This is a genomic window from Halomonas faecis, assembly GCF_010993975.1.
Taxonomy (GTDB): domain Bacteria; phylum Pseudomonadota; class Gammaproteobacteria; order Pseudomonadales; family Halomonadaceae; genus Halomonas; species Halomonas faecis.
In genome coordinates this window covers 1-26,718 of sequence record NZ_JAACZO010000019.1, presented here as the reverse complement: position 1 = coordinate 26,718, position 26,718 = coordinate 1, and the positions used below count along the sequence as shown (strand labels likewise).

Below are 26,718 nucleotides of genomic sequence, written 5' to 3'. Positions count from 1 at the left end.
ACCAGGCTCACCGCATCCGCCTTGAATTCATCGGAAAACCGACGTCGAGTCTTCTTGGTCATGAACACCTCCACTGCCTCCATTATGAGGCTTATCGGGGTGTCCGCTCCAATTGGACCACTTCAGCCCGAAGCCCGAAGCCCGAAGCCCGAAGCCCGAAGCCCGAAGCCCGAAGCCCGAAGCCCGAAGCCCGAAGCCCGAAGCCCGAAGCCCGAAGCCCGAAGCCCGAAGCCCGAAGCCAGTATGATTCACCTCTCTCTCAAAAAGTCGAAGCCCCGCGGCTGATCACCGCAGGGCTTCGCTTTGCACTCGATAGTGTTTCACGTGAAACACGCCACGGCGGCACTGTCAGATGTCCAAATTGGCTACCAGCGCAAAACGCTCGATGAAGTCACGGCGCGGCTCCACTTCGTCTCCCATCAACGTATTGAACATCATGTCAGCAGCCACCGCGTCCTCGATGGAAACCCGCAGCAAACGGCGAGTATCGGGGTTCATCGTGGTTTCCCACAGCTGATCGGGATTCATTTCACCCAATCCTTTGTAGCGCTGAATGGAGAGCCCGCGCTGCGCCTCGTTCATCAACCATTCGAGCGCATCGTAGAAATTGGCTACGGGCTTGTCCCTTTCTCCGCGTGCCACATAGGCACCTTCCTCGATCAAACCATCCAACGTCTCCCCAAGGGCAGCCATGGCCCGATAGTCGGCGCTGGTGAAGAAATCGATGCCCCACACGTAGTCGGTACTGACCCCATGCGCCGTCAGCGTGACAGCGGGCAAGCAGAGTCCGCGCTCGACGTCTTCCTCGATACGGAAGGTATAGCGCGGTCCGCCTTCGTAGGCCACGAGGGCGTCCATTTCCTCCTGCAGGTAGGCTATCCAGCGCTGCATGGTGACACGGTCCTTGAGGCTCGCCTCGCCGTCCAGAGGCGCAGCATGAACGACCTTGCGCAGCACGTCATTGGGATAAACGCGGGACAGGCGATCGATACGCCTCATGACATCGCGATACTGATTGACCAGCGCCTCGAGCTGGGCACCAGTCACTGGCGGCGCTTCCGGGTTGACATAGAGGCGCGCACCGTCCATTGCCGTGGTGGTGAGGTAATCGAGCATTGCCTGCTCATCCTTGAGGTACAGTTCCTGCTTACCACGCTTCACTTTGTAGAGAGGCGGCTGAGCAATGAAGACATGTCCGCGTTCGATCAGCTGCGACATCTGCCGGAAGAAGAAGGTCAACAGCAAGGTTCGAATATGCGAACCATCGACATCCGCATCGGTCATGATGATGATCGAATGGTAACGAAGCTTATCGGGATTGAACTCCTCGCGGCCGATGCCACAGCCCAGCGCCGTGATCAGCGTTCCCACCTCCGCCGAGGACAGCATCTTGTCGAAGCGTGCCTTTTCGACGTTGAGAATCTTGCCCTTCAGCGGAAGGATCGCTTGAGTTCGGCGATCTCTTCCTTGTTTGGCGCTACCCCCGGCTGAATCGCCCTCAACCAGGAACAGTTCGGACAAGCTGGGATCCTTCTCCTGGCAATCGGCGAGCTTGCCGGGCAAGCCCGCTATGTCCAGCGCCCCCTTGCGGCGGGTCATATCTCGAGCCTTGCGTGCCGCTTCCCGAGCACGAGCGGCATCGAGCATTTTGTTGACGATCGCCTTGGCCTCATTGGGGCGCTCGACGAGATAATCGGCCAGCTGGCGACCCATCTCTTGCTCCACCGCTGTCTTGACCTCGGAGGAAACCAGCTTGTCTTTGGTCTGGGATGAGAACTTGGGATCGGGAACCTTCACCGAGATGATCGCGGTAAGCCCTTCGCGGGCATCATCGCCGGACGTATTGATCTTGTGCTTCTTGAGCAAGCCTTCCGACTCGATGTAGCCGTTGAGGCTGCGCGTCAGTGCGGCACGGAAACCGGCCAGATGCGCCCCACCATCACGCTGCGGAATGTTGTTGGTATAGCAGAAAATGTTCTCGGAAAAAGAGTCGCTCCACTGCATCGCCACTTCGACGCCCACGCCATCCTCACGCTCCACGTTGAAGTGGAAGACCGGGTTGAGCACGGTCTTGTTGGTGTTGAGGTGATCGACGAAGGCCTTGAGGCCGCCATCATAGTGGAAGAGCTCTTCCTTGCCGCTACGCTCATCAATCAGTCGTATGGCAACGCCCGAGTTGAGGAACGATAACTCGCGCAGACGCTTGGCGAGGATATCGTAGTGAAACTCGATGTTGGCGAAGGTATCCGACGAAGGCTTGAAATGGACCCGCGTACCGCTCTGCTCGGTCTTGCCAACCACGCTCAGCGGGGCAGCGGGCACTCCGTGATGATAGACCTGCTCATGAACCTGACCGGCTCGCCAGATCGTCAACTTCAACTCCTCGGAGAGCGCGTTAACCACCGAGACGCCGACTCCGTGCAAACCACCGGATACCTTGTAGGAGTTATCGTCGAACTTGCCGCCGGCATGGAGGACCGTCATGATCACTTCCGCTGCGGAGACACCCTCCTCGTGGTGGATATCGGTGGGTACGCCACGACCGTTATCACTAACGGTCACCGACTCGTCGGGATGAATGATGACTCGAATCTCGCTACAGTGTCCGGCCAGCGCTTCATCGATGGAGTTGTCCACCAGCTCGAACACCATATGGTGAAGGCCGGTTCCGTCATCGGTATCGCCGATGTACATGCCAGGGCGCTTGCGTACCGCATCCAGGCCCTTGAGAACCTTGATGCTCGATGAGTCGTAAGCCTGTTCGCTCATTGACTACTCCGTCATGAAGTCTGTCCGTGCCCGATAGGCACCAGCCGCCCCTGCCCACTAGGCGATCGTTCCACGTGAAACATCGTCAGTGCGGCGTGGGACGACCAGGGCCCCACCAGGGCATCGTGTTCAACGCTGGTGATGAAGGTCTGGCAGCCCATCTTTTCCAGCAACTGGCAGAAAACGCGGCGATGATCCGCATCGAGCTCCGCCGGCAAATCATCCACCAAATAAAGGCAGGTCCGGCCCGTCATGCGTTGCAGTAGCCGGCCCTGCGAGAGCTTCAGTGCACTCACGACCAGCTTTTGCTGGCCACGTGACAATACCTCGATCGCGGGATGGCGACCTACCCGAATGCGCAGATCGGCCCGTTGCGGTCCCTGCTGGGTAAACCCCATCTGGCGATCCGTCTCTCGCGCCTGAGAGAGTACGGTCGTCAAATCGCGCTGACGATCCCAGCCTCGCGAATAGCGCAGCGTCAGCTCCGGCAAGGACAACAAGTCGGCCAACGTCTCTTCGAATATCGGCTGGAACGCTGACATCCAGCTGTGCCGAAAGACATCAAGGCGCTCGCCCCAGTGAGCCAGCTCCGCCTCCCACACGGGGAGTGAATCATCGTGTATTTTACCATGCCTGAGCAGCGCATTCCGATGCTTGAGCGCGCGTCGTGCACGACGCCATGCATCGAAGAACCCATGTTCCACGTGAAACACGCCCCAGTCGATGAATTCGCGTCGACCGGAGGGGGGGCCCTCGAGCAATCGAAACGCGTCGGGGTTGACGAGCTGCAACGGCAGCGCCTCGGTGAGCCGAGCCAGCCGACTCACCCGCTCACCGCCCATCCGAAGTTCCAGCTCACTGACATCACGGGCACGCCGCAAACCGATGGGAAGCGACGAATCGTCACCGCCCAGTCGCGCAAACAGCGTCATCGCCTCGGCATCATGGGCAATGGCATGCTTGAGATGGCGGGTTCTAAACGAACGCCCCATGCCCAATAAATGAAGTCCCTCGAGCACGCTGGTCTTGCCGCTGCCGTTAGCCCCCACCACCAGGTTGATACCTGGACCGGGGGCAACGTCCGTCGCCGCCAGGTTTCGCAACCCATTGAAGCAAAGACGATTAATGGGCATGAGCGAAGCGGACAAAGGCCTTACAGGCGCATCGGCATGACGACGTAAAGCGCATCTCCGCCGCCGGGCTCTTCCAGCAGAGCGCTGCTATTGGAGTCGGAAAGGGTCATCTGGATGCGATCCTCGGCAACGACATTGAGCACATCGATCAAGTAACCCACGTTGAAGCCGATCTCGAGCGCATCACCACCATACTCCACGGCAACGTTCTCCTCGGCTTCTTCCTGCTCGGGGTTGTTGGCCATCACCTGAAGATTGCCCTCGGCAAGATGCAGGCGAACGCCGCGATACTTCTCGTTGGAGAGGATGGAGGTCCGTGACAGCACCTGGCGCAATTCGGCACGATCGGCAATGAATACCTTGTCGCCGCCACGCGGCACCACGCGCTCGTAGTCGGGAAACTTCCCGTCGACGAGCTTGGAGGTGAAGGTAAAATCGCCGGTATGGGCACGCACATGGGTGCTGCCCAAAGTGAGGGTGACCGGCTCGTCGCCGTCATCGAGCAGGCGCACCAGCTCTACCACGCCCTTGCGTGGCACGATGAGCTTGCGCGGGGTCTCCATGGCAACCTCGGCAGAACGCGAGCAGACGGCCAAACGGTGTCCGTCGGTGGCCACGGCCCTTACCAGGTTGCTCTGCAGATCCAGCAGCATGCCGTTCAGGTAGTAGCGTACGTCCTGCTGGGCCATGGCGAAGGCGGTGGCGTCGATGAGGTGCTTGAGGGTCCCGCGCGGCAGGCTCAGCTCGATATCGCTCTGGGCATCCTCGATATTGGGAAACTCGGCGACCGGCAGCGTCGACAGCGTGAAGCGCGAACGCCCGCTTCGCAAAACGGCCCGGCCTTCCTCCAGGGTGAAATGCAGTTCGGACTGATCCGGGAGCGACTTGCAAATGTCCATCAACTTGCGTGCCGGTACGGTGACGGCACCCGGTTCATCGACCTGGGAAGCCACCGTACGCCCTATCAACTCGACCTCCAGATCGGTGCCCGTCAGCGCCACCTGGTCAGGGTCGACCTGGATCAGCACGTTGGAGAGCACCGGCAAGGTCTGGCGGCGCTCCACGACACCGGCCACCAGCGCCAGGGGGCGCAGTAGGGCTTCACGCGATATGGAAAACTTCATGGTCGGCTCCACGTCTTGTTCCTGAAGGGTGAGATAAGGCGTTGGGGGGAACCCATGCTCAGCTAGTCAGCAATCGCAACAGATTCTTGTAATCTTCACGGATATCGGCGCTCTCTTCCTGCAACGCCTGCACCTTGCGGCAAGCGTGCAGAACCGTGGTGTGATCGCGCCCGCCGAAGGCATCACCGATTTCCGGCAGACTATGGTTGGTCAACTCCTTGGCCAGCGCCATGGCGACCTGGCGGGGACGTGCCACGGAACGCGAACGTCGCTTGGAGAGCAGATCGGCAAGCTTGATCTTGTAGTACTCCGCCACCGTGCGCTGGATGTTGTCGACCCCCACCTGCTTGTCCTGCAGGGCCAACAGATCCTTGAGCGACTCACGGATGAAATCCTGGGTGATCGGCTTGCCCATGAAGTGGGAGTCGGCGATCACCTTCTTCAGCGCGCCTTCGAGCTCGCGGACGTTGGAGCGAATCTTCTGGGCGATGAAGAAGGCGGCATCGTGTGGCAGATCGACCTTCGCCTGGTCGGCTTTCTTCATCAGGATGGCGACCCGCGTCTCCAGTTCCGGCGGCTCGATGGCTACCGTAAGCCCCCAGCCAAAGCGCGACTTGAGGCGCTCTTCGACACCGCTGATTTCCTTTGGATAGCGGTCGGAGGTGAGGATCATCTGCTGACCGCCCTCGAGCAGGGCATTGAAAGTGTGGAAGAACTCTTCCTGGGAGCGCTCCTTGCCAGCGAAGAACTGGATGTCATCGATGAGCAGCGCATCGACGCTACGGTAGAAGCGCTTGAAATCATTGATGGCATTGAGCTGGAGCGCCTTGACCATGTCGGCCACGAAACGCTCCGAGTGAAGGTAGACGACACGAGCATTCTCGCGCCGAATGGCCAGTGCATTGCCCACGGCGTGCATCAGGTGCGTCTTGCCCAGCCCCACCCCACCGTAGAGAAACAGCGGATTGTAGGCACCGCCGGGGTTCTCGGAGACCTGTCGGGAGGCCGCACGCGCCAGTTGGTTGGACTTGCCCTCCACGAAAGTGTCGAACGTGAAGTTAGGGTTGAGCCCGCTGCTGTGCTTGAGGCTACCCTCGACCTGAACTTCTCGCTCACCGCGGCGGCTGACAGACGCCGAGCCCTCTTCATTGAGCTGCTCGATCTCGCGCTCATCGCCGACATCGCCCCGTGGTGGCGTCTGCACGGCCGGCCCCAGCGGGGAACGAGGGCTAGCCGACACCGGCGCACCCAGCTCTCGGGGCTGCGGCTTGGCCACCGCCGCCCGCCGGCTGCCCACGGTGAGCACCACTCGTGGCGGCTTGCCTTGAGCCAGTTCGCGCAGCAGTTCGTTGATGCGCTTGGCGTACTTGTCGCCCACCCAGTCGCGCACGAAACGATTGGGCGCCAGCAGACGCAACTCGTCGGACTCCCCCTCTTCCGCCTGCAAGGGGCGAATCCAGGTATTGAACTGCTGAGCGTTCAGCTCATCCTGCAGGAAATCCAGACACTGTTGCCAGAGAGCCAGCGACACGCGACCTCACCCCGATTGATGAATGACCGCACATTGTATCCTCTCCCCGGCAGGTTATCCACATACGGGCGCTGAACCCCCGGTCACCGCCAGCATCGATTATCCACAGTATTTCAAAGTCTTAATGCATTGATTTATAACTATATAATTGCCTTGCACACAGCCAGAATTCGCAACAACACCCACAGCCCGACCCGGCCTGCCTAGAGCAGCGCCCTCCTCGGCGGCGGGTGCCGAACGGCGCAACAATTGCGTCGTGGCGGCGAAGTCTCTACAATTTCCGGTCTTGAACCGAATCCTCCCGGGTGCCGCATGGCGTCCGGGCGCTGTTTTGAAGCCGTTCCGTCCAATTAAACCACGTGGGAATCGAGAGTTATGAAACGCACCTTCCAACCCAGCGTTCTCAAGCGCAAGCGTGTGCACGGCTTTCGTGCGCGCATGGCCACCAAGAACGGTCGTGCCGTTCTGGCACGTCGCCGCGCCAAGGGGCGCAAGCGTCTGAGCGCCTGATCGCGGATTGCCCGTGTCCGGCCATGGTTTTCCCCCTCGGTTGCGATTGCTGACTGCCGGGGACTACCGCCACGTCTTCGACCACGCTGCTTTCAAGGTTCATGGCAAAGGGCTGCTGGCACTAGCGTGCCCCAACCAGCAGGGACACGTCCGGCTCGGCCTGGTGTTCAGCAAGAGGAACGTTCGCCGCGCCGTCGATCGCAATCGCCTGAAACGACTCGCGCGCGAGTCCATCAGGCTCCAGCAGCATCGGCTACCCGCCGTCGACATCGTGGTGCTCGGCCGTCGTGGCGCCCATGAACTGGACAACGCGACGCTCCACCGTCAGCTGTATGGCATGTGGCGCCGGCTTGAACGCGACGTTCGCCAGTCGAAGGCATCCTGAGCGGATGCGGTGCCGGTTTCCGCCACGATAGCCTGCCTCGGGCAGGCTTTCGCGTATATCGGCCTGGCAGCTGGCCCCGTTACAGCGGCATGTACACTACCCATCGGGCAGAACCCTCATGGACGTAAAACGACTCCTACTGTTGATTCCTCTGGCCGTGCTCGCCTACCTGATCATGGTCCAGTGGAACCAGGACTATGGCCAGGGCACACCTGAGCCGACCACTCCCAGTGTCACCTCCTCGACCAACGACCGGGAAGCCGAGACACCTGACGAAGAAGGCCTGGCCGTCCCCAGTGTCTCGCGCGAGCAGGATGAAATGGCCGGGGAGATGCCAAGCGACACGGCCCGCCCCGGAACCAGCCGAGACCTGGTCGTGGTGGAGACGGACGTCCTCGACTTGCGCATCGATCCCCAGGGTGGCGACGTCGTCTACGCGGCACTCCCGCAGCATCGCCTCACGCGCGACAGCGAGCACCCCTACGTGATGCTTTCCGACAGCGAATCGCGCAGTTACGTGGCCCGCTCCGGACTGCAGCTCGACGGCCACTCGGGACGCATCAGTTATACCCCGGAAACCACGGAATACCGGCTATCGGAGGGCGAGGAGAGCCTGGAAATCGACCTGAGCGCCGAGATCAACGGGGTCGATGTCATCAAACGCTTCACCGTCGAGCGCGGCAGCTATGCTGTGGATGTCAGCTACCACCTGGTCAACCAGAGCGCGGAGCCGGTGACGGCTCGCTTCATCGGCCAGTTGGCCCGCGACAACAGCCCCGACCCCTCGAGCGGTCCAGCGCTCGGTATGCGGTCGTATCTGGGAGCGGCCTTCTCTTCGCCGGATGATCGCTACCAGAAGGTCAGCTTCGACGACATCCAGGAAGGCAACTTCGCCAACCGCGATGCCCAGGGTGGCTGGGTCGCCATCATTCAGCACTATTTCGTCTCGGCCTGGGCACCGTCGCAGGACGAGCAGAACCTCTATTACGCCACCACCGATTCCCGCGACCGCAACGTGGCCGCCATGGCCGGCCCCGTTGCAACGCTGGCCCCGGAAGAGAACGCTCGCCTGGGCGCCACTCTCTACGTCGGCCCCAAGGTACAGGACTACCTCGAGCAGGTGGCGCCCAACCTGAAGCTCACCGTTGACTTCGGCTGGCTGTGGTTCATCGCCAACCCGCTGTTCTGGCTGCTCGACCAGATCCACAACCTGATCGGCAACTGGGGCTGGTCGATCGTCCTGCTCACCGTGCTGGTCAAGGTGGTCATGTGGCCGCTCTCCGCGAAGGCCTACAAGTCCATGGCGCGCATGCGCAAGCTGGGGCCGGAGATGCAGCGTCTCAAGGAGCAGTACGGCGACGATCGCCAGAAGATGTCCCAGGAGATGATGAAGTTCTACCAGAAAGAGAAAATCAATCCCCTTGGGGGCTGTCTTCCCATCCTGGTGCAGATGCCGGTATTCATCGCTCTTTACTGGATGCTGCTGGAGTCCGTGGAGCTGCGCCACGCCCCCTTCATGTTCTGGATCCAGGATCTGTCGGTGAAGGATCCCTACTTCATCCTGCCGATCCTGATGGGCGCTTCGATGTTCGTCCAGCAGCTGCTCAATCCGACACCGCCGGATCCCATGCAGGCCAAGATCATGAAGATGCTGCCCGTGGTCTTCACCTTCTTCTTCCTGTGGTTCCCGGCAGGCCTGGTCATCTACTGGGTGGTCAACAACGTCATCTCGATCGCCCAGCAGTACGTGATCACGCGCAAGATCGAGAGCGACCCCAGTATCGGCAAGGGCATGAAGGCCAAGTAGGCCCTCCTTCTTCCGAGCCGTCGACCCCCGCCCCGTGCGGGGGTCTGGCGTTTGCGACCCCGGAAACCGACAATGGCGCAGCCAGGAGACGACAATGCCCGAGACCCTCTACACGCCGGACACCATTTGTGCACTCGCCACTCCGCCTGGCCGGGGCGGAGTGGGCGTCATTCGCGTTTCAGGGCCGCTCTGCCGCACCATTACCGAAGCCGTGGTAGGTCACTGCCCTTCCCCGCGACACGCCCACTACGGTGCCTTTCACGGCAAGCATGGCCTCATCGACGAGGGCATCGCCCTCTTCTTCCCCGGCCCGCGCTCCTTCACCGGCGAGGACGTACTGGAGCTACAGGGCCATGGCGGGCCGGTGATCATGGATCTACTGCTCGAGCGCTGCGTGCAACTCGGCGCCCGGCTGGCACGCCCCGGCGAATTCTCCGAGCGCGCCTTTCTCAACGACAAGCTCGACCTGGCCCAGGCCGAGGCCATCGCCGACCTGATCGAGGCCAGCTCCCGGGCCGCCGCCGAGAATGCCCTGCGCTCACTGCAGGGCGAGTTCTCGAACCGTGTCGAAACGCTGGTCGAGCGCCTGATCGAGCTGCGCATGTACGTGGAAGCCGCCATCGACTTCCCCGAAGAAGAGATCGACTTCCTCGCCGATGGCCGGGTGGCCGAGATGCTGGGTGGGGTCAAGACGGAACTGGCCAGCGTCCGCACGGCCGCCGGCCAGGGCGCGCTGCTGCGGGAAGGCATGAGCGTGGTGATCGCCGGGCGCCCCAACGCCGGCAAATCGAGCCTGCTCAACGCCCTCACCGAACAGGAAACCGCCATCGTCACCGAGATCGAGGGCACCACCCGCGACGTGCTGCGCGAGCACATCCACATCGACGGCATGCCGCTGCACGTGATCGACACCGCCGGGCTCCGGGATACGCCGGATGCCGTGGAGAAGATCGGCGTGGCCCGCGCCTGGGAAGAGATCGAAAAGGCCGACCGGGTGCTGCTGATGGTGGATGCCGCCACCACCGACGCCACCGACCCCATGGCCATCTGGCCCGAATTCGTGGCTCGCCTGCCCGATCCCACTCGCCTGACTCTGGTACGCAACAAGATCGACACCAGCCATGAAACCGCCGGGCTCGATCTGACCACCGACCAGCCCGTGGTGCGGCTGTCGACGAAAACGGGCGCGGGCATGGACGACCTGAAAGCGCACCTAAAGACGGTCATGGGCTACGCCGGTACCACCGAAGGACGCTTTTCGGCGCGCCGCCGCCACCTGGATGCCCTGGACCGCGCCCGAGAGGCACTGGACAACGGCGAAGCGCAGCTGGCCGGCCATGGCGCCGGCGAGCTGCTGGCCGAAGACCTGCGCCAGGCTCAGCAGGCCCTGGGCGAGATCACCGGCGAGTTCAGCGCCGACGACCTCCTGGGCGAGATCTTCGGCAGCTTCTGCATCGGCAAATGAACGGCGCAATCACGAGCCTGCCCATTGCGGCTTCCTGGGCAGTCCGCCGGATCCATCGAGCCTGAACGAGGTTTGGCCATCGATCATCGAGACGCCGATCAGATGAACCGGCGGAACAGGTGAGTCATGTCGAACAGTTCGTCCAGCCTTTCATAGCGCTTGCGCGTTTCCGGCCAGCGCTGCTCCTGAACGGCCGCGATCATGGCCTCCAGCAGCATCATGGTCGAGATGTTGGAATCCCAGCCAGAGGGAATTTCCACCCAACAGTTGAACGTGAAGTCGGCTACCGAGGAGATGGGCGACCCCCACTGATCGGTGCACAGAACGATATTAACCCCCTGTTTTCCAACGAGTTCGGCCAAGCGCAACAGGTTCGTCTCATAACGCCGGATGTCGAAGATCAGCAGGGTTTCCCCCGGCTCCATATCGAGCACGTAATGCGGCCAGGTGCCGGAGGACGAGGTCATGTGGGTCACATGGGGACGCACCGCCTGGAGATGAGTGAAGGCATAATCGGCCAGCGCATGAGTGATCCGACCGCCGACGATATACAGCCGCTTGTCGGCATCCGCCAGCTTGCCAATCACCTGATCGAAGCGAGCGGACTCGATATGCGCGAAGGTCTGCTCCAGGTTATAGCTGACGGCCTGGGAAAAGCGATTCAGCAAGTGTGTCTCGGGCGCCTCTGACAGCCAGTTGTTGCGCCGTTGGGTGGGTCCTACGCCTTTGGCCTCGAGCTCATGAAGCAATGCCTGATGAAACTGGGGATAGCCCTTGAACCCCAGCTTCTTGATCATTCGCGCCACAGTGGGAGTCGACACTCCCGCATTGCTGGCCACGACGGTAATCGAGGCCAGTCCAGCCGCCGGGTAGTTCTCCAATAGGGTGCCGGCCAGTTTGCGCTCCGACGGCGTCAGTTCTGGATAATGCTGGCGAATCAGCTCACGCACGGTAGGTTTCGTCGTCGTCAAGAGTCACCTGTCTGTGATGATCCACGTATCGGCCGCCTCGCCAGCGACCGGCGTCGAGCCGCCCAATGAATAAATCTTGACGCAATGTCACCTCCACGTCTATATCTTTACAGAGACGAGGAGGAGGCAGGAATGCCAACAACAACAACGACGCCATCCCCAAGCGTCGAGCTGCACAATCGGTCAGGCAAAGGGCCTGTGGTCATTCTGTGCGAGCACGCCTCGCCGGACATTCCCGAGCCCTATCATGACCTGGGCCTCGACCCTGCCCATCGCTTCAGCCATGCAGCCTGGGATCCCGGTGCCCGAGACGTCGCCATAGCGCTGTCCCGGGCACTCGATGCCCCCCTGGTAGCGAGCCGCGTCTCACGACTCGTCTATGACTGTAACCGTCCGCCCGAGGCGGCCAGCGCCATGCCCGAGCGCTCGGAAGTCGTCGACGTGCCAGGCAACCGCAACCTCACTGAAGCCCAGCGCGCAGAGCGCATCGAAACGGTCTACCGCCCGTTCTGCACGACCGTGACACAACGACTCGAGGAGCGTGCCGCCAGCCACCTGCCAACCGCTCTGATCACCGTGCATAGTTTCACGCCCGACTATCACGGCAAGCCCCGGACGGTCGAAATCGGCATCCTGCACGACGCCGACCGGCGACTGGCCGATGCCATGCTGGCCCAGTCCCACCGTCTGACACACCGCGAGATCCGGCGCAACGCCCCTTACGGCCCCGAAGACGGCGTGACTCACTCACTGAAGCTGCACGGCATCGGTCATGGACTGGCAAATGTGATGATCGAGATTCGCAACGACCTGCTGAGCACGCCGGACGAAGCCTCCACCATGGCCAAAGAGATACTGCTGCTGATCCAACCTGCACTGGCAGAACTCGGGTTCGAAATCCCAACCCGGGGAGACGCACACGATGCCTAAAGCCATCCTGGTATATATCGCCACGGTCGATGTCATGAATCGCATCATCGGCCGGTTTGCGATGTATCTCATCTTCGTTCTGATTGCCGTGTTGCTGTGGTCATCGGCATCCAAGGTGGTCATGACCCCATCGATGTGGACCCTGGAAACCGCCCAGTTCGTCATGGTCGCGTACTTCGTGCTGGGCGGCCCCTACTCCATCCAACTCGGCTCGAACGTGCGGATGGATCTCTTCTATGGAAGCTGGAGCTTGAAAACCAAAGCCTGGTTCGATGCTTTCACGGTGTTCTTCCTGCTCTTCTACCTTGGCGTGCTTCTATATGGTGGATTGACCTCGATGGCTTATTCCCTGGGTTATTTCGGAAGCGAGCCCTTTTCGTTCCTCTTCGATCTCGCCTGGACGTTCTTGACGCAGGGCCCATCGGCAGCGTCAGAAAGCTTAGGCTTCCTGGAGAGAAGCTCGACTTCCTGGCGTCCCGTGCTATGGCCCATCAAAGCAATACTTTGTCTCGGGATATTTCTAATGATCCTTCAATCCAGCGCCGAGTTCTTTCGGGATATCAGCCGAATCCGCGGAGTGAATATCTGATGTCTTACGAAATGATCGCCATCGTCATGTTCAGCTCGATGATGCTGATGCTGATGACCGGTCAGCGGGTATTCGGTGCCATCGGTTTCGTCGGAGCGCTAGCCGGGGTTTTGCTGTGGGGAACGGGTGGGGTGGACATCCCCTTTTCCTCCGCAATGAAACTCATGAAATGGTATCCATTGTTGACTCTTCCGATGTTCATCTTCATGGGATACATCCTTTCGGAAAGCCGCATCGCCGATGATCTATACAAGATGTTCCATGTCTGGATGGGTCCGGTAAAAGGCGGCCTAGCCATCGGTACGATCGGGCTGATGGTGCTGATATCCGCCATGAATGGGCTGTCGGTAGCCGGAATGGCAATCGGCGCAACGATCGCCCTTCCCGAGCTACTGCGTCGAGGTTATGACAAGATCATGGTAACCGGCGTCATTCAGGCGGGCTCCAGCCTGGGCATTCTCGTGCCGCCCTCGGTGGTCCTGGTGCTCTATGCGATGATCGCCCGCCAGCCCGTGGGACAGCTCTGGCTAGCCGGGGTGCTCCCCGGGCTGATGATGGCAACGCTATTCATCATCTACATCTACGTTCGCTGTCGTGTGCAGCCGGAGCTTGGCCCGGTTCTGGCCGTCGAAGAACGCCACGTTTCCCTGGCCGAAAAGCTGCGGCTGTTACGAGCCGGCATACTGCCACTCATGATCTTTGCGGTCATGATGGTGCCCTTCGTAAAAGGCTGGACCTCGTTGGTCGAGAGCTCGGCGGTGGGCGCCATGGCAGCGTTGCTGGCAGCGATCGTCAAGGGCCGCATGACGCGAAAAGTCTTCGAGGTCTCGGTACGCCAAACTCTGGCGATCTCCTGCATGTTCATGTGGATCATCCTCGCCGCACTCGCCTTTGGCGCCATTTTCGACGGCTTGGGCGCCGTCAAGGCCATCGACAGCCTTTTCACAGAACGTCTGGGCCTTTCACCATGGATGATCCTCATCATGATGCAACTGAGTTTCATCGTGATGGGCACTTTCCTCGACGATACCGCCATGCTGGTGATCGTGGCACCGCTCTACGTGCCTTTGGTCGATGCGCTGGGTTTCAACCTGATCTGGTACGGCGTGCTCTACACGATCACCACGCAGATCGCCTACATGACCCCACCGTTCGGCTATAACCTGTTCTTGATGCGTGCCATGGCTCCGCCCCAGATTGGGCTGATCGATATTTATCGATCCATTATCCCGTTCGTGTTCGTGATGACGGTCGCCCTGAGCCTGGTAATGATCTTCCCTCAGATCGCCCTATGGTTACCCGGGTATATCTATGGAAACTGACCGTCTCATTATGACGCCTGACCATCAGCCGTTCGAAAACAGCACGGCGGTGGTTAACTGGAAGATAAGAAGAGCCTCACCAAGGGCCGACGCTAAGCCATTTTCGGCACTTCATACCAGGAGAAAGAACGATGACAACAAGACGCAAGTTTCTGATCACCGCGGCAGCCGGTGCTGCCATGGCTCCGCTGGCCAGTCGGGTCGTCGCCCAGTCTCAGAGTGAACCGGCCATCAAGTGGCGCATGCAGACCTATGCCGGTGCCGCTCTGGCCGAACATGTCGCCAAGCCGGCCATCGATCTGTTCAACCGCATCGCCGGAGACCGAATGCAGATCGAGCTATTCTACGCCGACCAGCTAGTTCCGACGGGAGAGCTGTTCCGTGCCCTGCAGCGCGGAACCATCGATGCCGTACAGTCGGATGACGACTCCATGGCATCACCTACCGAAGTCACCGTCTTCGGCGGTTACTTTCCCTTCGGGTCACGCTACAGCCTGGATGTGCCCGTATTGTTCAACCAGTACGGCCTCAAGGAGATCTGGGAAGAGGAGTACTCCAAGGTCGGCGTCAAGCACGTCAGCGCCGGCGCCTGGGATCCGTGCCATTTCGTCACCAAGGATCCGATTCACAGTCTCGCGGACCTGGAAGGCAAGCGCATCTTCACCTTCCCCACCGCCGGACGCTTCCTTTCGCAGTTCGGCGTTGTGCCCGTGACACTCCCCTGGGAAGACATCGAAGTCGCGGTACAGACCGGCGAGCTGGATGGGATCGCCTGGTCGGGCATCACCGAGGACTACACGGTGGGCTGGGCCGATGTCACCAACTACTTCCTGACCAACAACATTTCCGGCGCCTGGATCGGCCACTTCTTCGTCAACATGGAGCGCTGGAACGAGTTGCCCGAAGACCTCCGGCTGCTGTTCGAGGTGTGCTGCGAGCAGTCCCACTATTATCGCCAGCACTGGTACTGGGGTGGCGAAGCCAAGCTACGCGTACATGGCGACAAGCTCGAACTGACCAGTATTCCCGACGCCGAATGGGAACAGGTGGAAAACGCCGCCCAGGAGTTCTGGGATGAGATAGCCGCCGAATCCGACACCAAGGCCAAGGTGGTCGATATCTTCAAGCAATACAACGCCGACATGCGCAAGGCAGGCAAGCCCTATCGCTATACGGACGCCTGATACTCCTTCACGTCCCGCAACCGCCGGGGCGCACAACGATAGCAAGGTCCGGCCCCCAGGCCGGGCCTTGTCATGGCGATCCAACGAGGAGCCTCTCAAATGAACAGCGCAGCGACTGTGGATGCCCTGTCGGCCCTGGAGGCCCAGGTCAGGAACGGCGATGTCGACACGGTTCTGGCCTGCTTCGTGGACATGCAGGGCCGCTTGATGGGCAAGCGGCTTCATGCGCGTCATTTCGTCGACGGTGGCTGGGAAGAAACACACTGCTGCAACTACCTGCTGGCCACCGACATCGAGATGGCAACGCCGGACGGCTATGCCAGCACGTCCTGGCAAGCCGGGTATGGCGATTACATCATGAAGCCCGACCTGGCCACCCTGCGACCGGTTCCGTGGCTCGACGGCACTGTGCTGGTCCTGTGCGACGTCCTGGATCATCACAGCCATACGCCGGTGGCCCACGCCCCGCGCACCATGCTCGAGCGCCAGCTCGAGCGGCTGGAAGAGCTGGGATTCGATGCGAAGATAGCCAGCGAACTGGAGTTCTTCCTGTTCGAGCAGAGTGTCGATGAAATCCGCCAGACGGACTTCCGCGATCTACGGCCGATCAGCGGTTACAACGAGGATTACCACATCTTCCAAACCGCCAAGGAAGAGCATGTGATGCGCCCCGTTCGCAACCTGCTCCATGCGGCAGGAATCCCCGTGGAAGGTACCAAGGGCGAGGCTGGCTGCGGTCAGGAAGAGCTCAATATCAAGTATGCACCGGCACTGGACACGGCCGACTTCCACACCATCGCCAAGCATGCGATCAAGGAGATCGCCTGGCAGCAAGGGCGTGCGGCAACCTTCCTGCCCAAGTGGCATCAAGAACACTCGGGCAGCTCGAGCCACATTCATCAGTCATTGTGGCAAGGCGATACGCCGATCTTCTACGATGCCAGCGATGAGCTGGGCATGTCCTCCCTGATGAAGCATTACCTGGCCGGCCTTCTGAAGTACGCCCCCGACTACACCTACTTCCTGGCACCCTATATCAACAGTTACAAGCGTTTCCAGAAAGGCTCCTTCGCTCCTACCCGCACGGTCTGGTCAGTGGATAACCGCACCGCCGGCTTTCGACTGTGCGCCAGCGGCACGCAAGCCGTACGCATCGAATGCCGTATCGGCGGTTCGGATCTGAACCCATACCTGGCCATCGCAGCCCAGCTGGCCGCCGGCATGAAGGGGATCGAAGAACGGCTGGAGCTGCCGCCACCGGCCGTGGGCGACACCTACGCCGGTGATAGCGGCCTGATTCCACAGAACCTGCGCGACGCCAAGGATGCACTGCAGGGCTCCAGCCTGTTGCGCGAAGCGTTGGGCGATGCCGTGGTCGATCATTACGTGCGCGCCGCCGAAGTGGAGTTGGAAGACTTCGACCGAGTGGTGACGCATTACGAGGTAGCCCGCGGGTTCGAGCGCGCCTGACGCCACGGACAACGACGGCCCCGGTCGGACGCAGCGCTGGCCGGGAGAAAACAGTGACCGCTAGACGAACGGCAGGCCGGCGGTCATTCGGGCCTGCCGGAAAAAGGAGATGACGATGAGCCATATGCTGCAGTGTATCTCACCGATCGACGGGGAGACCTACGCCGAACGTGAGGCTATGACGACCACGGCGGCCCGGGAATCGGCACAGCGTGCACGGGCGGCACAGGCGGACTGGGCCGCCCGGCCACTGCAGGAGCGTATCGATCGGGTCATGGCTGGCATCGCCGCGGTAGGGGCGATGAACGACGAAGTGGTGCCAGAGCTGGCGTACATGATGGGGCGCCCGATTCGCTATGGCGGCGAATTTGGCGGCTTCGAGGAGCGCGGCAGCCACATGGCGGCCATCGCCCGGGAGGCGCTCGCCGACATCGCGGTGGGAGAGGACGCCACGGTAAAACGCTATATCAAACGCATTCCACACGGCGTGGTATTGGTCGTAGCGCCCTGGAACTACCCCTACATGACGGCCATCAACAGCGTGGCGCCGGCACTGATCGCGGGCAACACGGTGTTGCTGAAACACGCCACCCAGACGCTGCTCGTGGGCGAGCGCATGGCCCGGGCCTTCCACTCCGCCGGCGTACCCGAGGATGTGTTCCAGAATGTCTTTCTCGACCACGACACTACCTCGACCCTGATCGCGGAACGCGCCTTCGATTTCGTCAACTTCACCGGCTCGGTGCCGGCCGGCCGCACCCTCGAGCGTGCAGCAGCGGGTACGTTCACCGGCATGGCCCTGGAACTCGGCGGCAAGGATCCGGGGTATGTCATGGAGGATGCCGACCTCGATGCCGCCGTCGACACGCTGATCGACGCCGCCATGTTCAATTCCGGGCAATGCTGCTGCGGAATCGAGCGCATCTACGTCCACGCAAGCCTGTATGACCGTTTCGTCGACAAGGCAGTCGCAATCGTCGAAGGCTACCGGCTCGGCAATCCGCTGGACGCCGCCACGGACATCGGCCCCATGGCCCATGTCCGCTTCGCCAGAGAAGTTCGCGCGCAGATCGACGAGGCCCTGGCCGCAGGCGCCAAGGCGCACATCGCCACCAAGCCCGAGGACGATGGCGGAGCCTATCTCACCCCGCAGATCCTGACCGAGGTGACCCACGACATGCGAGTCATGCGCGATGAAAGCTTCGGTCCGGTCGTGGGCATCATGAAAGTCGCCGACGATGACGAAGCCGTTCGACTGATGAACGACAGCGCGTTCGGCCTGACCGCCAGCCTGTGGACGACCGACATCGATCGCGCCCAGCGGGTCGGCGACCGGATCCAGACCGGCACCGTATTCATGAACCGCGCCGACTACCTCGACCCCGGACTCTGCTGGACCGGCTGCAAGGATACCGGGCGCGGCGGCTCCCTCTCGGTGATCGGCTATCACAACCTGACTCGCCCCAAGTCCTATTACCTGAAGAAGGTGACGAAATGACATTGACCGGAAACTGGACTTACCCAACGGCCATTCGCTTCGGTGCGGGACGGATCGCCGAGCTCCCCCAGGCCTGCGCCCAGGCAGGTATCGGCAAGCCCCTGCTGGTGACGGACCGGGGGCTAGGCGAACTGCCCATCACCGCCCAGGCACTGAATATCCTCGAAGCCGCGGGTCTGGGGCGTGCGCTGTTCTCCGATGTGGACCCCAACCCGAACGAGACCAACCTGGCTGCCGGCGTCGAGGCCTTCAGGGCGGGTGATCACGACGGCGTCATCGCATTCGGCGGTGGTTCGGGTCTGGATCTGGGCAAGATGGTCGCTTTCATGTCGGGACAGACGCGCCCCGTGTGGGATTTCGAAGACATCGGCGACTGGTGGACTCGTGCCGATGCCGATGGCATCGCCCCCATCGTGGCAGTTCCCACCACCGCCGGTACCGGTTCGGAAGTGGGGCGTGCCAGCGTCATCACCAACTCGCAAAGCCACGAGAAGAAGATCATCTTTCACCCCAAGGTGCTGCCTTCCGTGGTGATCTGCGATCCCGAACTGACGGTGGGCATGCCCAGGCCAATCACCGCCGGTACGGGGCTGGATGCCTTTGCCCATTGCGTCGAGGCATTTTCCAGCCCTCACTACCATCCGATGAGTCAGGGCATTGCGCTGGAGGGCATGCGCCTGGTGAAGGAAAATCTGCCGCGTGCCTATGCCGATGGCCACGACATCGAAGCCCGCGCGCACATGATGAGCGCAGCGATGATGGGGTCCACGGCCTTCCAGAAGGGGTTGGGGGCGATACATGCGATGAGCCACCCCATCGGCGCGCTGTTCGACTCTCACCACGGCACCACCAATGCGATCTGCATGCCCGCCGTGCTCGACTTCAATGCCAAGCCAATACGCAAGCGGTTCGACCGGGTCGCTGCCTACCTGGAGATCGACGGCGGTTTCGAGGGTTTCCGCACCTTCGTGCAGTCATTCAATGACCGGCTGGGTATCCCGCGCCGACTCTCCGAGATCGGAGTCACAGCGGAGCGGATCGACGAGCTTGCCGAAATGGCGATACGCGATCCCAGTTGCGGCGGCAATCCGGTGGAGTTGACCCGCGAGAATCTCAAGGAGCTGTTCCAGCGTTGCCTGTAACCGGCTGGCGATAAACGGAGCTCTGGCGACCCGGTGCACTCTCCGGCACGCCATCTCCGCTACTCCCCCACCCACCAGCCGCTGGAATAGCGGCTGCTCGGGCCCAGCCGTGGCGTCACCACCGCCATGGCGTCTATCAGGCGCGTGTCCAGCCCCCAGGGCGGGTTGATGACCAGCATGCCGCTGCCGTACATCCCGTGCTCCCCCACACTCGGCTCATGCAGGCACAGCTCGCTACGCCACACCTTGCGCAACCCGCTCTCGCGAATGCCCTCCAGCAGCTCGTGGTGGCGTGCTGCCGGCAACAGCGGGTACCACACCAGCATTACCGCATGACGCGCCTTGCGCATGGCCACGCGCAGCGTGTCGGCCACCTCCCGGTACTCCGCCTTGCGCTCGTAGCTCGGGTCGATCAGCGCGCAGAGCCGCGGCGTGTCCGCCGGCAGGCTGTCGAGCAAACCCGCCAGGCCATCGCCGTGCACCCAATCGACGTCCCCGGCCATTGGCTGCTCGGCCAGGCAGGCGTGTTCACCGGGATGCAGCTCGAACAGCTTCACTCGATCCTGAGGACGCAGGCGATGGACCAGCCAGGCCGGCGAACCGGGATAGTGGCTGAGCACCTGCGGATCCGGTTGCATCGCCGTCAGCGCCGACAGCCACCCGGCCAGGAGTGGCTCTTCAACCAACTGGCCTCGGGCCCGCCACAACGGCTCGACACCATGGCGATACTCCCCCAGCCGACGCGTTTCCTCGGCCGCCAGCCGATAGCGACCGCGTCCGGCATGGGTATCGAAATAGCTGACGGGCGTTGGCTTGCGCAACAGATGATCGATGACGGCGAACAGCGTGAGATGCTTATGAACGTCGGCGAAATTGCCGGCGTGGTAAGCGTGCTGATAGGAGAGCATGGCAACGGACTCCAGCAGGGCCATCATGCCAGGGCCCGCCAGTTCGGCGGGCCCCGGTTCACGCGAGGGTCGAAGGTAGCATCAGGTCACTGCTGCTGGATCTGCGACTCGATGGGGGACAGAGTGATTTCCACGCGACGATTCTGCGCGCGTCCCTGTTCGGTGTCGTTGCTGGCCACCGGCTGATTCTCGCCGTAGCCCCGCATGGCCAGGCGATTGTTCGCCACCCCGGCCTGGGCCAGATAGCTGCCGACCGACTCGGCACGCCGTTCGGAAAGGCGCTGGTTATAGCTCGCGTCACCGGTACTGTCGGTATGACCGGCGATGTTGACGCGGGTATCGGTGTACTGGGTCAGCACCGACGCGACGTCGTTGAGAGCATTGCGCGCACTCGAGGTCAGCTCGCTGGAGTCGAAGTCGAAGGTCACGCTGCTCGGCATGTTGAGCACGATGTCATCGCCACGACGGTCGACGCCGATGCCCGTCCCTTGCATGTTCCGGCGCAGTTCCTCCTCCTGGCGATCCATGTAGGCACCGATACCGCCGCCGGCTGCCGCCCCAACGGCGGCACCGATCAAGGCGCGATCACGACGGCTGGTGCTGCCATCCCCGGAGAGTGCCCCGGCGGCGGCCCCCACGGCCGCACCGATGGCGGCGCCGGTTCCCGTGTTGCTGCGCCGGGTTTCACCGGTCTGAGGGTCCGTGGTGGCACAGCCCACCAACAAGGCAGCGGTAGCAATGGAAGCAACCAGACGAATCGGTGTGAACATGTATCCCTCCTGGATGGGTCAGGGTGGCGAGCTTGGGGTCAGCTGGCCCGATGCTCGCCAATCGAGGCCAGCAGTTCATTCAAGAATAGTAGACCGTGCGGCGTGGCTTGAAGCCGCTCGGAATCTTCCACGAGCAGCCCCTTGGCGCGTGCGGCGGTGAGACAAGCTTGCAGCGCCTCGGTTCCCTGGCCGGTATGGGCCACCCACTCCTGCAGAGGAACGCCGGCCACGATACGCAGGGCATTCATGGCGAATTCCAATGGCAGTTCTGTCTCGTCGATCGGCGAACATCCGGCCACGAAGCCCTGCGGATCGTTTCGCCGACGCAGATAGCTGGCCGGTTGTCGGACCTTCCAGCGCCGCTCGATATGCAAACCGCCTTGCTCGGCGCGACGGCTCAGCTTGCCGTGGGCCCCGGCGCCAATGCCCAGGTAGTCACCGAAGCGCCAGTAATTCAGGTTGTGTCGGCACTGACGCTCATCCCGGCAATAAGCGGAAATCTCGTAGCGTGAGAGCCCCGCAGACAGCAGCCGCTCGTGACCGATGTCCTGGATGTCCCATAACGTCTCCTCCACGGGCAGCAACGGTGGCCGGGAGTGAAACTCGGTATTGGGCTCCAAGGTGAGCTGATACCAGGAGAGGTGAGTGGGCCCCAGCGCCAGGGCACTGTCGATATCCGCCAGCGCCAGGTCGGGCGTCTGGCCCGGCAGGCCATGCATCAGATCGAGATTGAGATTGTCGAAGCCCGCCTCGCGCGCCTCGGCGACCGCCCGGCGTGCATCGTCGCCGCTGTGGATACGCCCCAGGGCCGTGAGCTGAGCATCCTGAAAACTCTGCACGCCCAGCGAAAGGCGATCGATGCCAGCCGCCCGGTAGCCCGCGAAGCGACCTCGCTCCAGCGTGCCGGGATTGGCCTCCAGCGTCACTTCCACATCGTCGGCCAGGGGCAAGCGCTCGGCCACGGCCGCCAGCAGGCGCGCATAGAAATCCGCCGACATCAGGCTCGGCGTGCCGCCACCGATGAACACGCTGACCACTTCGCGGCCAGCCGCCAGGGGGAGGTCGCCTTCCAGGTCCGCGATGAGCGCTGCCAGATACTCGGCCTCGGGCAGCTCGGCGGCATGCCCCACACCATGCGAATTGAAGTCGCAATAGGGGCACTTGCGCACACACCAGGGAACGTGCACGTAGAGCGCCAGGGGGGGTAGGGAATTGGCGGTTGGCATGGCGGTGATTGCCGTCATGGCAGGCTATCCGACGTCATCGCGTCGATCAGTGCACGCAGCGCACGGCCACGATGGCTGAGGCGATTCTTCTCTTCGGCCGAAAGTTCGGCTGCTGTCTTTGCGCAATCGGGAAGCCAGAACAACGGATCATAGCCGAAGCCACCATCGCCACGCGGCTCGTCGAGAATGATCCCATCCCAGCTGCGCTGGACGATGAGCGGTACCGGGTCTTCGGCATGGCGCATCAGCACCAGCACGCACCAGTAGCGGGCCGTGCGCGATGCCGCGGGCACACCCGCCAGCGCTTCGAGCAGCTTGGCATTGTTGCGTGCATCACTCTTGGGCTCTCCGGCATAGCGGGCGGAATGGATGCCGGGCCGGCCCTGCAGAGCATCCACTGCCAGGCCGGAATCATCCGCCAATGCCGGCAGGCCGCTGACGCGGCTCGCTTCACGTGCCTTGAGCAGCGCATTCTCGACGAAGGTCAGGCCGGTTTCGTCGACATCATTCACACCGAAATCGGCCTGGGCCCGTGCTTCCAAGCCGAGAGGGGAAAGCAGCTGGTTGAACTCGGCGAGCTTCCCGGGGTTAGAACTGGCCAGCACGCAAACTCGAGGCAGTGGCATGGAAAACTCCTAAGAATATCGCTGGGTGGAACGGGCAAACCGACAATTATCGTTGGCCTGCGAACGAAACGAAAGAGGCTTCCAGAAAACCAGGCAAACTCATCGGAGCGTATGAAACGACTAAGCCTTTCGCATAGCTCAACCGCCCACTCTTTTGAGCACAATGCGCTATCGCTTTGAAACGAAGAGACTATCTCGATGAGACCGAGCCTGACACCGAGAAAATCCACAACATCCTAAACCAGCTTCGACTAACATACATTTACAATTCATCACAACTCAACAACACTAAGCTTGGAACACCACGAGACCCACCTCAGATTGCGAGCCGCGTCATGCCATAGGGGAGCAGACATCATGGGCCACGGACAAGATCTGGTGTTGCTGGTTACCGACAGCAACCCGCAATCCCAGCTCTTCATCAATTACATCCACGAACAGGTCGGTTGCCCGGTGCGAATCTTATCACCCGAGGATCGACTGGCCGATACGCAATACGAACGTATCGTACTGCTTCTCGATATCGATCACCTGGCTATCGAAGGCATGAGAACATGGCAGAGCAGAATCGCTGACGATGGCCGCGTAGCGATAGCCGCCTTCAACGTCAGGGATGAAACGATTGCCGTCGACATTCTCGCCGTCATGCACCTGGAAGGGATATTCTACCGCAGCAACAGTCTCGAGATGATCTGCAAGGGCATTTCCAAGATGCTCGAAGGCGACCTGTGGATGTCACGCAGCCTGATGACGCAAATGATCGATTTCTACCGAAAGCAACAGCGCAACGCATTTCGTCCGATATGCGGCTTGACCCATCGAGAGCTGGAAATCATCGGCCTGCTGGGTTCGGGCGCATCCAACGCCGAGATCGCCAACCAACTATTCGTTAGCGAGCACACCGTAAAGTCGCACCTTTACAATATATTCAGAAAAATCAACGTGCACAACAGAATACAGGCAATGAACTGGGCCAGACATAACCTGATGGGAATCGCACCCAGTAAAAGGCACCATGAGAGAACGCTAGAGCACTAAGATAAAAAACAGCCAGAACCTTATCTTTCAATGAGTATCGCAATATGGATACCCGAGCTCTAATTGTCGATGAGAAACTATCAATGGATGGAACAGGCACATTACTGATAGCAGGGGAAACCACCAATGTTCCACGGAGTCTTCCATCATATTTGAAAGAAAACCGCTGGCTCGTCGATCATGAAAAGAGCCTCAAGGAAGCTGCCAGCACCTTGAAAAGCAAGCACTATGAAGCCGGATTGATCTTGATCGATGACGATACAGAGACAAACGTATCGGATATCGAAAAATGTCTGGAAGCGTCCTCGTTGAACTGGATGGCTCTCATTCACCCTGACCTGCTCGACAATGCATCGATCCTACGGCTGATGCGAAGACACTGTTACGCTTATCATGTGCTGCCCGGCCGCAACGAGCAGGTAGAATGCATACTGCGCCACGCTTGCGCCATGCGCAGGCTACACGAACTGCAGAGAAAGAATGACGCAACGATCGTCGATGACTACGAAATGGTAGGAACGACGCCCGGCATGAAACAACTTTTCGACACGGTCAGGCGAGTCGCGGCCGTCGACGCCCCAGTTTTCATCAGCGGCGAATCCGGTACCGGCAAGGAGCTCGCTGCCCATGCCATTCATGAACGCTCGCAGCGCCGCGACGGTCCCTTCATTGCCGTCAATTGCGGGGCGCTGCCCAGCAACCTGATACAGTCGGAGCTGTTCGGACACGAGAAAGGCGCCTTTACGGGAGCCAGCCAACGCAAGATCGGCAAGGTCGAAGCCGCGCAGGGTGGAACGCTGTTCCTGGACGAAATCGGCGACCTACCATTGGAGATGCAAGTCAACCTGCTGCGCTTCCTGGAGGATCACCTTATACAGCGCATCGGCAGCACCAAGGAAATCACCGTCGACGTGAGAATCCTGGCAGCCACTCACGTCGACCTGGAAAAAGCCGTGAAGGAAGGTCGTTTTCGCGAAGACCTCTATCATCGCCTCAACGTTCTGCAGATATTCCTGCCGCCTCTTCGCGAAAGGCAAGCAGACATCGAAGTGCTGGCCAGGTTCTTCTTCGACAAGTTCGCCAATGAAAAAGCCTCCCAGGTCAAGGGGTTCAGCCAGGAAGCCTTGCGGTTGATGCAGTGCCATAGCTGGCCGGGCAATATCCGGGAACTGATCAACCGTGTACGCCGCGCGCTGGTGATGTGCGAAACGCGTTTGATCAAACCCGAGGATCTGGGCCTGGAGCGACGCCAGTCGTCACGCGGTATCATCACCCTAGAGCAAGCCCGCGATCGTGCCGAATACGAGGCGCTGGTTTCCGCCCTGGGCCGTAACCGCTACAAGATTCAGAATGCTGCCCGCGAGCTGGGCGTGTCGCGAGTCACGCTCTATCGACTGATGGAAAAGCACCGTATTCATCGCGAAGTGGCCGTCGTTTAGCAGATCGACAACTGGCTACCCCGCCATGCCACGACTGGGCATGGCGGGGTGGCGATCAGTGCGAAATCAGATCTGGAAGGGCATCCGGAAGTTCAACGTGAAATCCGGCGCATCGTCGGTGAGCCCGACGCCCACACTGGTCACGATCGAGGTGGAGTCCGTCAGGCCGTAAGTAGCGCCGAAGTTGACAGAGGCGGCATTGGCGCTACTGCCCACCACCGTGCGCTTTGGGCCTCCTTCTGTCGATATTTCAGTTTCAAAAGCATGTTGATAAGAGAGCGACATGGAAAGGCTGAAGCGTTCGTTCAAGGCGAAGGCCGTACCAAAGCCAAAACGAACCGAATCACCCAAGTCTACGTCACCAGATACGGTTTGTTGTCCTGAAGATATATTATCAAAACTCTCTTCAATATTATGCGTATAACCAATATTGGCAAAGATAATAGCCGGATCAACGGTTTTCAAAAATGACAGGCCCGTGCTTACACTCCATACACCATCACCTGTGGGAAGTTCGTTAGGAACAGTTAAATTATCCCCAGAATTATCTGTATCAACGATACGAGTAGATATGCCGTATGGGTCCTTTCCAGTTGGCGCCGTTACACCAAAGTTCCATACAACGTCTGGCCTAGTTTCCCCTTCCCTAAAAAGTCGGTAATACATATTAGCAGTGACATCACCTAACCCTCCTTCGTTGAGAGAGCTATCAATAGCATTTCCACCAGTATCTTGGTTTTCATATCGGCTATTAGTAAACGCTCCAGCAACCACATCTACCGCAGTTGATCGCCACTGATCACACTGGTGACCTCTGATAGACGGGAGGACACCATGAACGAACTGACCTCGACGCAGGCCTTCTGGCTTGGCCATCTGTT

The 26,718-nt window shown here is 60.7% G+C and carries 23 protein-coding genes; 13 read left to right on the top strand and 10 right to left on the bottom strand.

Translation table 11 applies throughout. The features are described from left to right. Window positions 1-348 precede the first annotated feature (348 nt). The 4 genes from gyrB to dnaA are packed head-to-tail and all read right to left on the bottom strand — an operon-like array spanning window position 349 to window position 6,557. A complete protein-coding gene (gene gyrB / locus GFD32_RS09940; RefSeq protein WP_163576393.1) occupies window positions 349-2,769 on the bottom strand; it encodes a DNA topoisomerase (ATP-hydrolyzing) subunit B in 2,421 nt (806 codons plus the stop codon). Window positions 2,770-2,780: 11 nt separating this feature from the next. Beyond that, entirely contained in the window at window positions 2,781-3,902 is a 1,122-nt protein-coding gene (gene recF / locus GFD32_RS09935; RefSeq protein WP_163576397.1) for a DNA replication/repair protein RecF, read from the bottom strand. A 20-nt stretch (window positions 3,903-3,922) separates the two neighbouring features. Continuing rightward, the gene (gene dnaN / locus GFD32_RS09930; RefSeq protein ID WP_163576392.1) at window positions 3,923-5,026 is read right to left on the bottom strand and encodes a DNA polymerase III subunit beta; all 1,104 of its coding nucleotides are present in this window, start codon (window positions 5,024-5,026) and stop codon (window positions 3,923-3,925) included. 58 nt (window positions 5,027-5,084) lie between these two features. After that, complete coding sequence (gene dnaA, locus GFD32_RS09925; protein ID WP_163576391.1) at window positions 5,085-6,557, bottom strand: chromosomal replication initiator protein DnaA; 1,473 nt, start codon at window positions 6,555-6,557, stop codon at window positions 5,085-5,087. 375 nt (window positions 6,558-6,932) lie between these two features. On the opposite strand from dnaA, the gene rpmH reads away from it, so the two are divergent. The 4 genes from rpmH to mnmE all read left to right on the top strand — a co-directional run bounded on the left by rpmH (window position 6,933) and on the right by mnmE (window position 10,724). Continuing rightward, window positions 6,933-7,067 carry a 50S ribosomal protein L34 gene (gene rpmH, locus GFD32_RS09920; RefSeq protein WP_010626003.1) on the top strand — a complete coding sequence of 45 codons (135 nt, stop codon included), beginning with the start codon at window positions 6,933-6,935 and terminating at the stop codon, window positions 7,065-7,067. A gap of 13 nt (window positions 7,068-7,080) precedes the next feature. Beyond that, window positions 7,081-7,452 (top strand): ribonuclease P protein component, encoded by a 372-nt coding sequence (gene rnpA, locus GFD32_RS09915; protein ID WP_163576390.1) that lies wholly within the window; start codon window positions 7,081-7,083, stop codon window positions 7,450-7,452. A gap of 118 nt (window positions 7,453-7,570) precedes the next feature. After that, the gene (gene yidC, locus GFD32_RS09910) at window positions 7,571-9,259 is read left to right on the top strand and encodes a membrane protein insertase YidC (protein ID WP_163576389.1); all 1,689 of its coding nucleotides are present in this window, start codon (window positions 7,571-7,573) and stop codon (window positions 9,257-9,259) included. A 94-nt stretch (window positions 9,260-9,353) separates the two neighbouring features. After that, on the top strand, window positions 9,354-10,724 hold the full coding sequence (mnmE, locus tag GFD32_RS09905; protein WP_163576388.1) for a tRNA uridine-5-carboxymethylaminomethyl(34) synthesis GTPase MnmE: 1,371 nt from the start codon (window positions 9,354-9,356) through the stop codon (window positions 10,722-10,724). A 98-nt stretch (window positions 10,725-10,822) separates the two neighbouring features. Here mnmE and GFD32_RS09900 read toward each other — a convergent pair whose 3' ends face one another. After that, window positions 10,823-11,674, bottom strand: a complete 852-nt coding sequence (locus GFD32_RS09900; RefSeq protein ID WP_163576387.1) for a MurR/RpiR family transcriptional regulator — start codon at window positions 11,672-11,674, stop codon at window positions 10,823-10,825. A gap of 153 nt (window positions 11,675-11,827) precedes the next feature. On the opposite strand from GFD32_RS09900, the gene GFD32_RS09895 reads away from it, so the two are divergent. The 7 genes from GFD32_RS09895 (at window position 11,828) to GFD32_RS09865 (ending at window position 19,830) form a co-directional block, all read left to right on the top strand. Further along, a complete protein-coding gene (locus GFD32_RS09895; protein WP_163576386.1) occupies window positions 11,828-12,625 on the top strand; it encodes an N-formylglutamate amidohydrolase in 798 nt (265 codons plus the stop codon). Continuing rightward, the gene (locus tag GFD32_RS09890; RefSeq protein ID WP_163576385.1) at window positions 12,618-13,214 is read left to right on the top strand and encodes a TRAP transporter small permease subunit; all 597 of its coding nucleotides are present in this window, start codon (window positions 12,618-12,620) and stop codon (window positions 13,212-13,214) included. Before GFD32_RS09895 ends, GFD32_RS09890 begins: the two co-directional genes overlap by 8 nt. Continuing rightward, a complete protein-coding gene (locus GFD32_RS09885; protein ID WP_163576384.1) occupies window positions 13,214-14,536 on the top strand; it encodes a TRAP transporter large permease in 1,323 nt (440 codons plus the stop codon). Before GFD32_RS09890 ends, GFD32_RS09885 begins: the two co-directional genes overlap by 1 nt. A 131-nt stretch (window positions 14,537-14,667) precedes the next feature. Next, complete coding sequence (locus tag GFD32_RS09880) at window positions 14,668-15,720, top strand: TRAP transporter substrate-binding protein (RefSeq protein WP_163576383.1); 1,053 nt, start codon at window positions 14,668-14,670, stop codon at window positions 15,718-15,720. Between the two features lie 99 nt (window positions 15,721-15,819). After that, window positions 15,820-17,190, top strand: coding sequence for a glutamine synthetase family protein (locus GFD32_RS09875; RefSeq protein WP_163576382.1), 1,371 nt, complete (start codon window positions 15,820-15,822; stop codon window positions 17,188-17,190). A 115-nt stretch (window positions 17,191-17,305) separates the two neighbouring features. Beyond that, window positions 17,306-18,688: an aldehyde dehydrogenase family protein gene (locus GFD32_RS09870; RefSeq protein WP_163576381.1), complete on the top strand. Its 1,383-nt coding sequence runs from the start codon at window positions 17,306-17,308 to the stop codon at window positions 18,686-18,688. After that, entirely contained in the window at window positions 18,685-19,830 is a 1,146-nt protein-coding gene (locus tag GFD32_RS09865) for an iron-containing alcohol dehydrogenase (protein WP_163576380.1), read from the top strand. The genes GFD32_RS09870 and GFD32_RS09865 overlap by 4 nt, the downstream gene beginning before the upstream one ends. A gap of 59 nt (window positions 19,831-19,889) precedes the next feature. On the opposite strand, the gene GFD32_RS09860 is transcribed toward GFD32_RS09865, so the two are convergent. The 4 genes from GFD32_RS09860 to rdgB all read right to left on the bottom strand — a co-directional run bounded on the left by GFD32_RS09860 (window position 19,890) and on the right by rdgB (window position 23,360). Beyond that, window positions 19,890-20,738 (bottom strand): 23S rRNA (adenine(2030)-N(6))-methyltransferase RlmJ, encoded by an 849-nt coding sequence (locus GFD32_RS09860; RefSeq protein ID WP_163576396.1) that lies wholly within the window; start codon window positions 20,736-20,738, stop codon window positions 19,890-19,892. 86 nt (window positions 20,739-20,824) lie between these two features. After that, window positions 20,825-21,508: an OmpA family protein gene (locus GFD32_RS09855; protein WP_163576379.1), complete on the bottom strand. Its 684-nt coding sequence runs from the start codon at window positions 21,506-21,508 to the stop codon at window positions 20,825-20,827. A 38-nt stretch (window positions 21,509-21,546) separates the two neighbouring features. Continuing rightward, entirely contained in the window at window positions 21,547-22,752 is a 1,206-nt protein-coding gene (gene hemW, locus GFD32_RS09850; RefSeq protein ID WP_240455598.1) for a radical SAM family heme chaperone HemW, read from the bottom strand. After that, the gene (rdgB, locus tag GFD32_RS09845) at window positions 22,749-23,360 is read right to left on the bottom strand and encodes an RdgB/HAM1 family non-canonical purine NTP pyrophosphatase (RefSeq protein WP_163576378.1); all 612 of its coding nucleotides are present in this window, start codon (window positions 23,358-23,360) and stop codon (window positions 22,749-22,751) included. The genes hemW and rdgB overlap by 4 nt, the downstream gene beginning before the upstream one ends. Window positions 23,361-23,717: 357 nt before the next feature. Between rdgB and GFD32_RS09840 the strand changes: the two genes are divergently transcribed. Together GFD32_RS09840 and GFD32_RS09835 are read left to right on the top strand one after the other, a co-directional pair. Further along, window positions 23,718-24,398: a LuxR C-terminal-related transcriptional regulator gene (locus GFD32_RS09840; RefSeq protein WP_163576377.1), complete on the top strand. Its 681-nt coding sequence runs from the start codon at window positions 23,718-23,720 to the stop codon at window positions 24,396-24,398. 44 nt (window positions 24,399-24,442) lie between these two features. Continuing rightward, a complete protein-coding gene (locus tag GFD32_RS09835; protein WP_240455597.1) occupies window positions 24,443-25,837 on the top strand; it encodes a sigma-54 dependent transcriptional regulator in 1,395 nt (464 codons plus the stop codon). Window positions 25,838-25,903: 66 nt separating this feature from the next. Here GFD32_RS09835 and GFD32_RS09830 read toward each other — a convergent pair. After that, on the bottom strand, window positions 25,904-26,718 hold an 815-nt coding region (locus tag GFD32_RS09830), incomplete at its 5' end, for a transporter (RefSeq protein ID WP_163576376.1).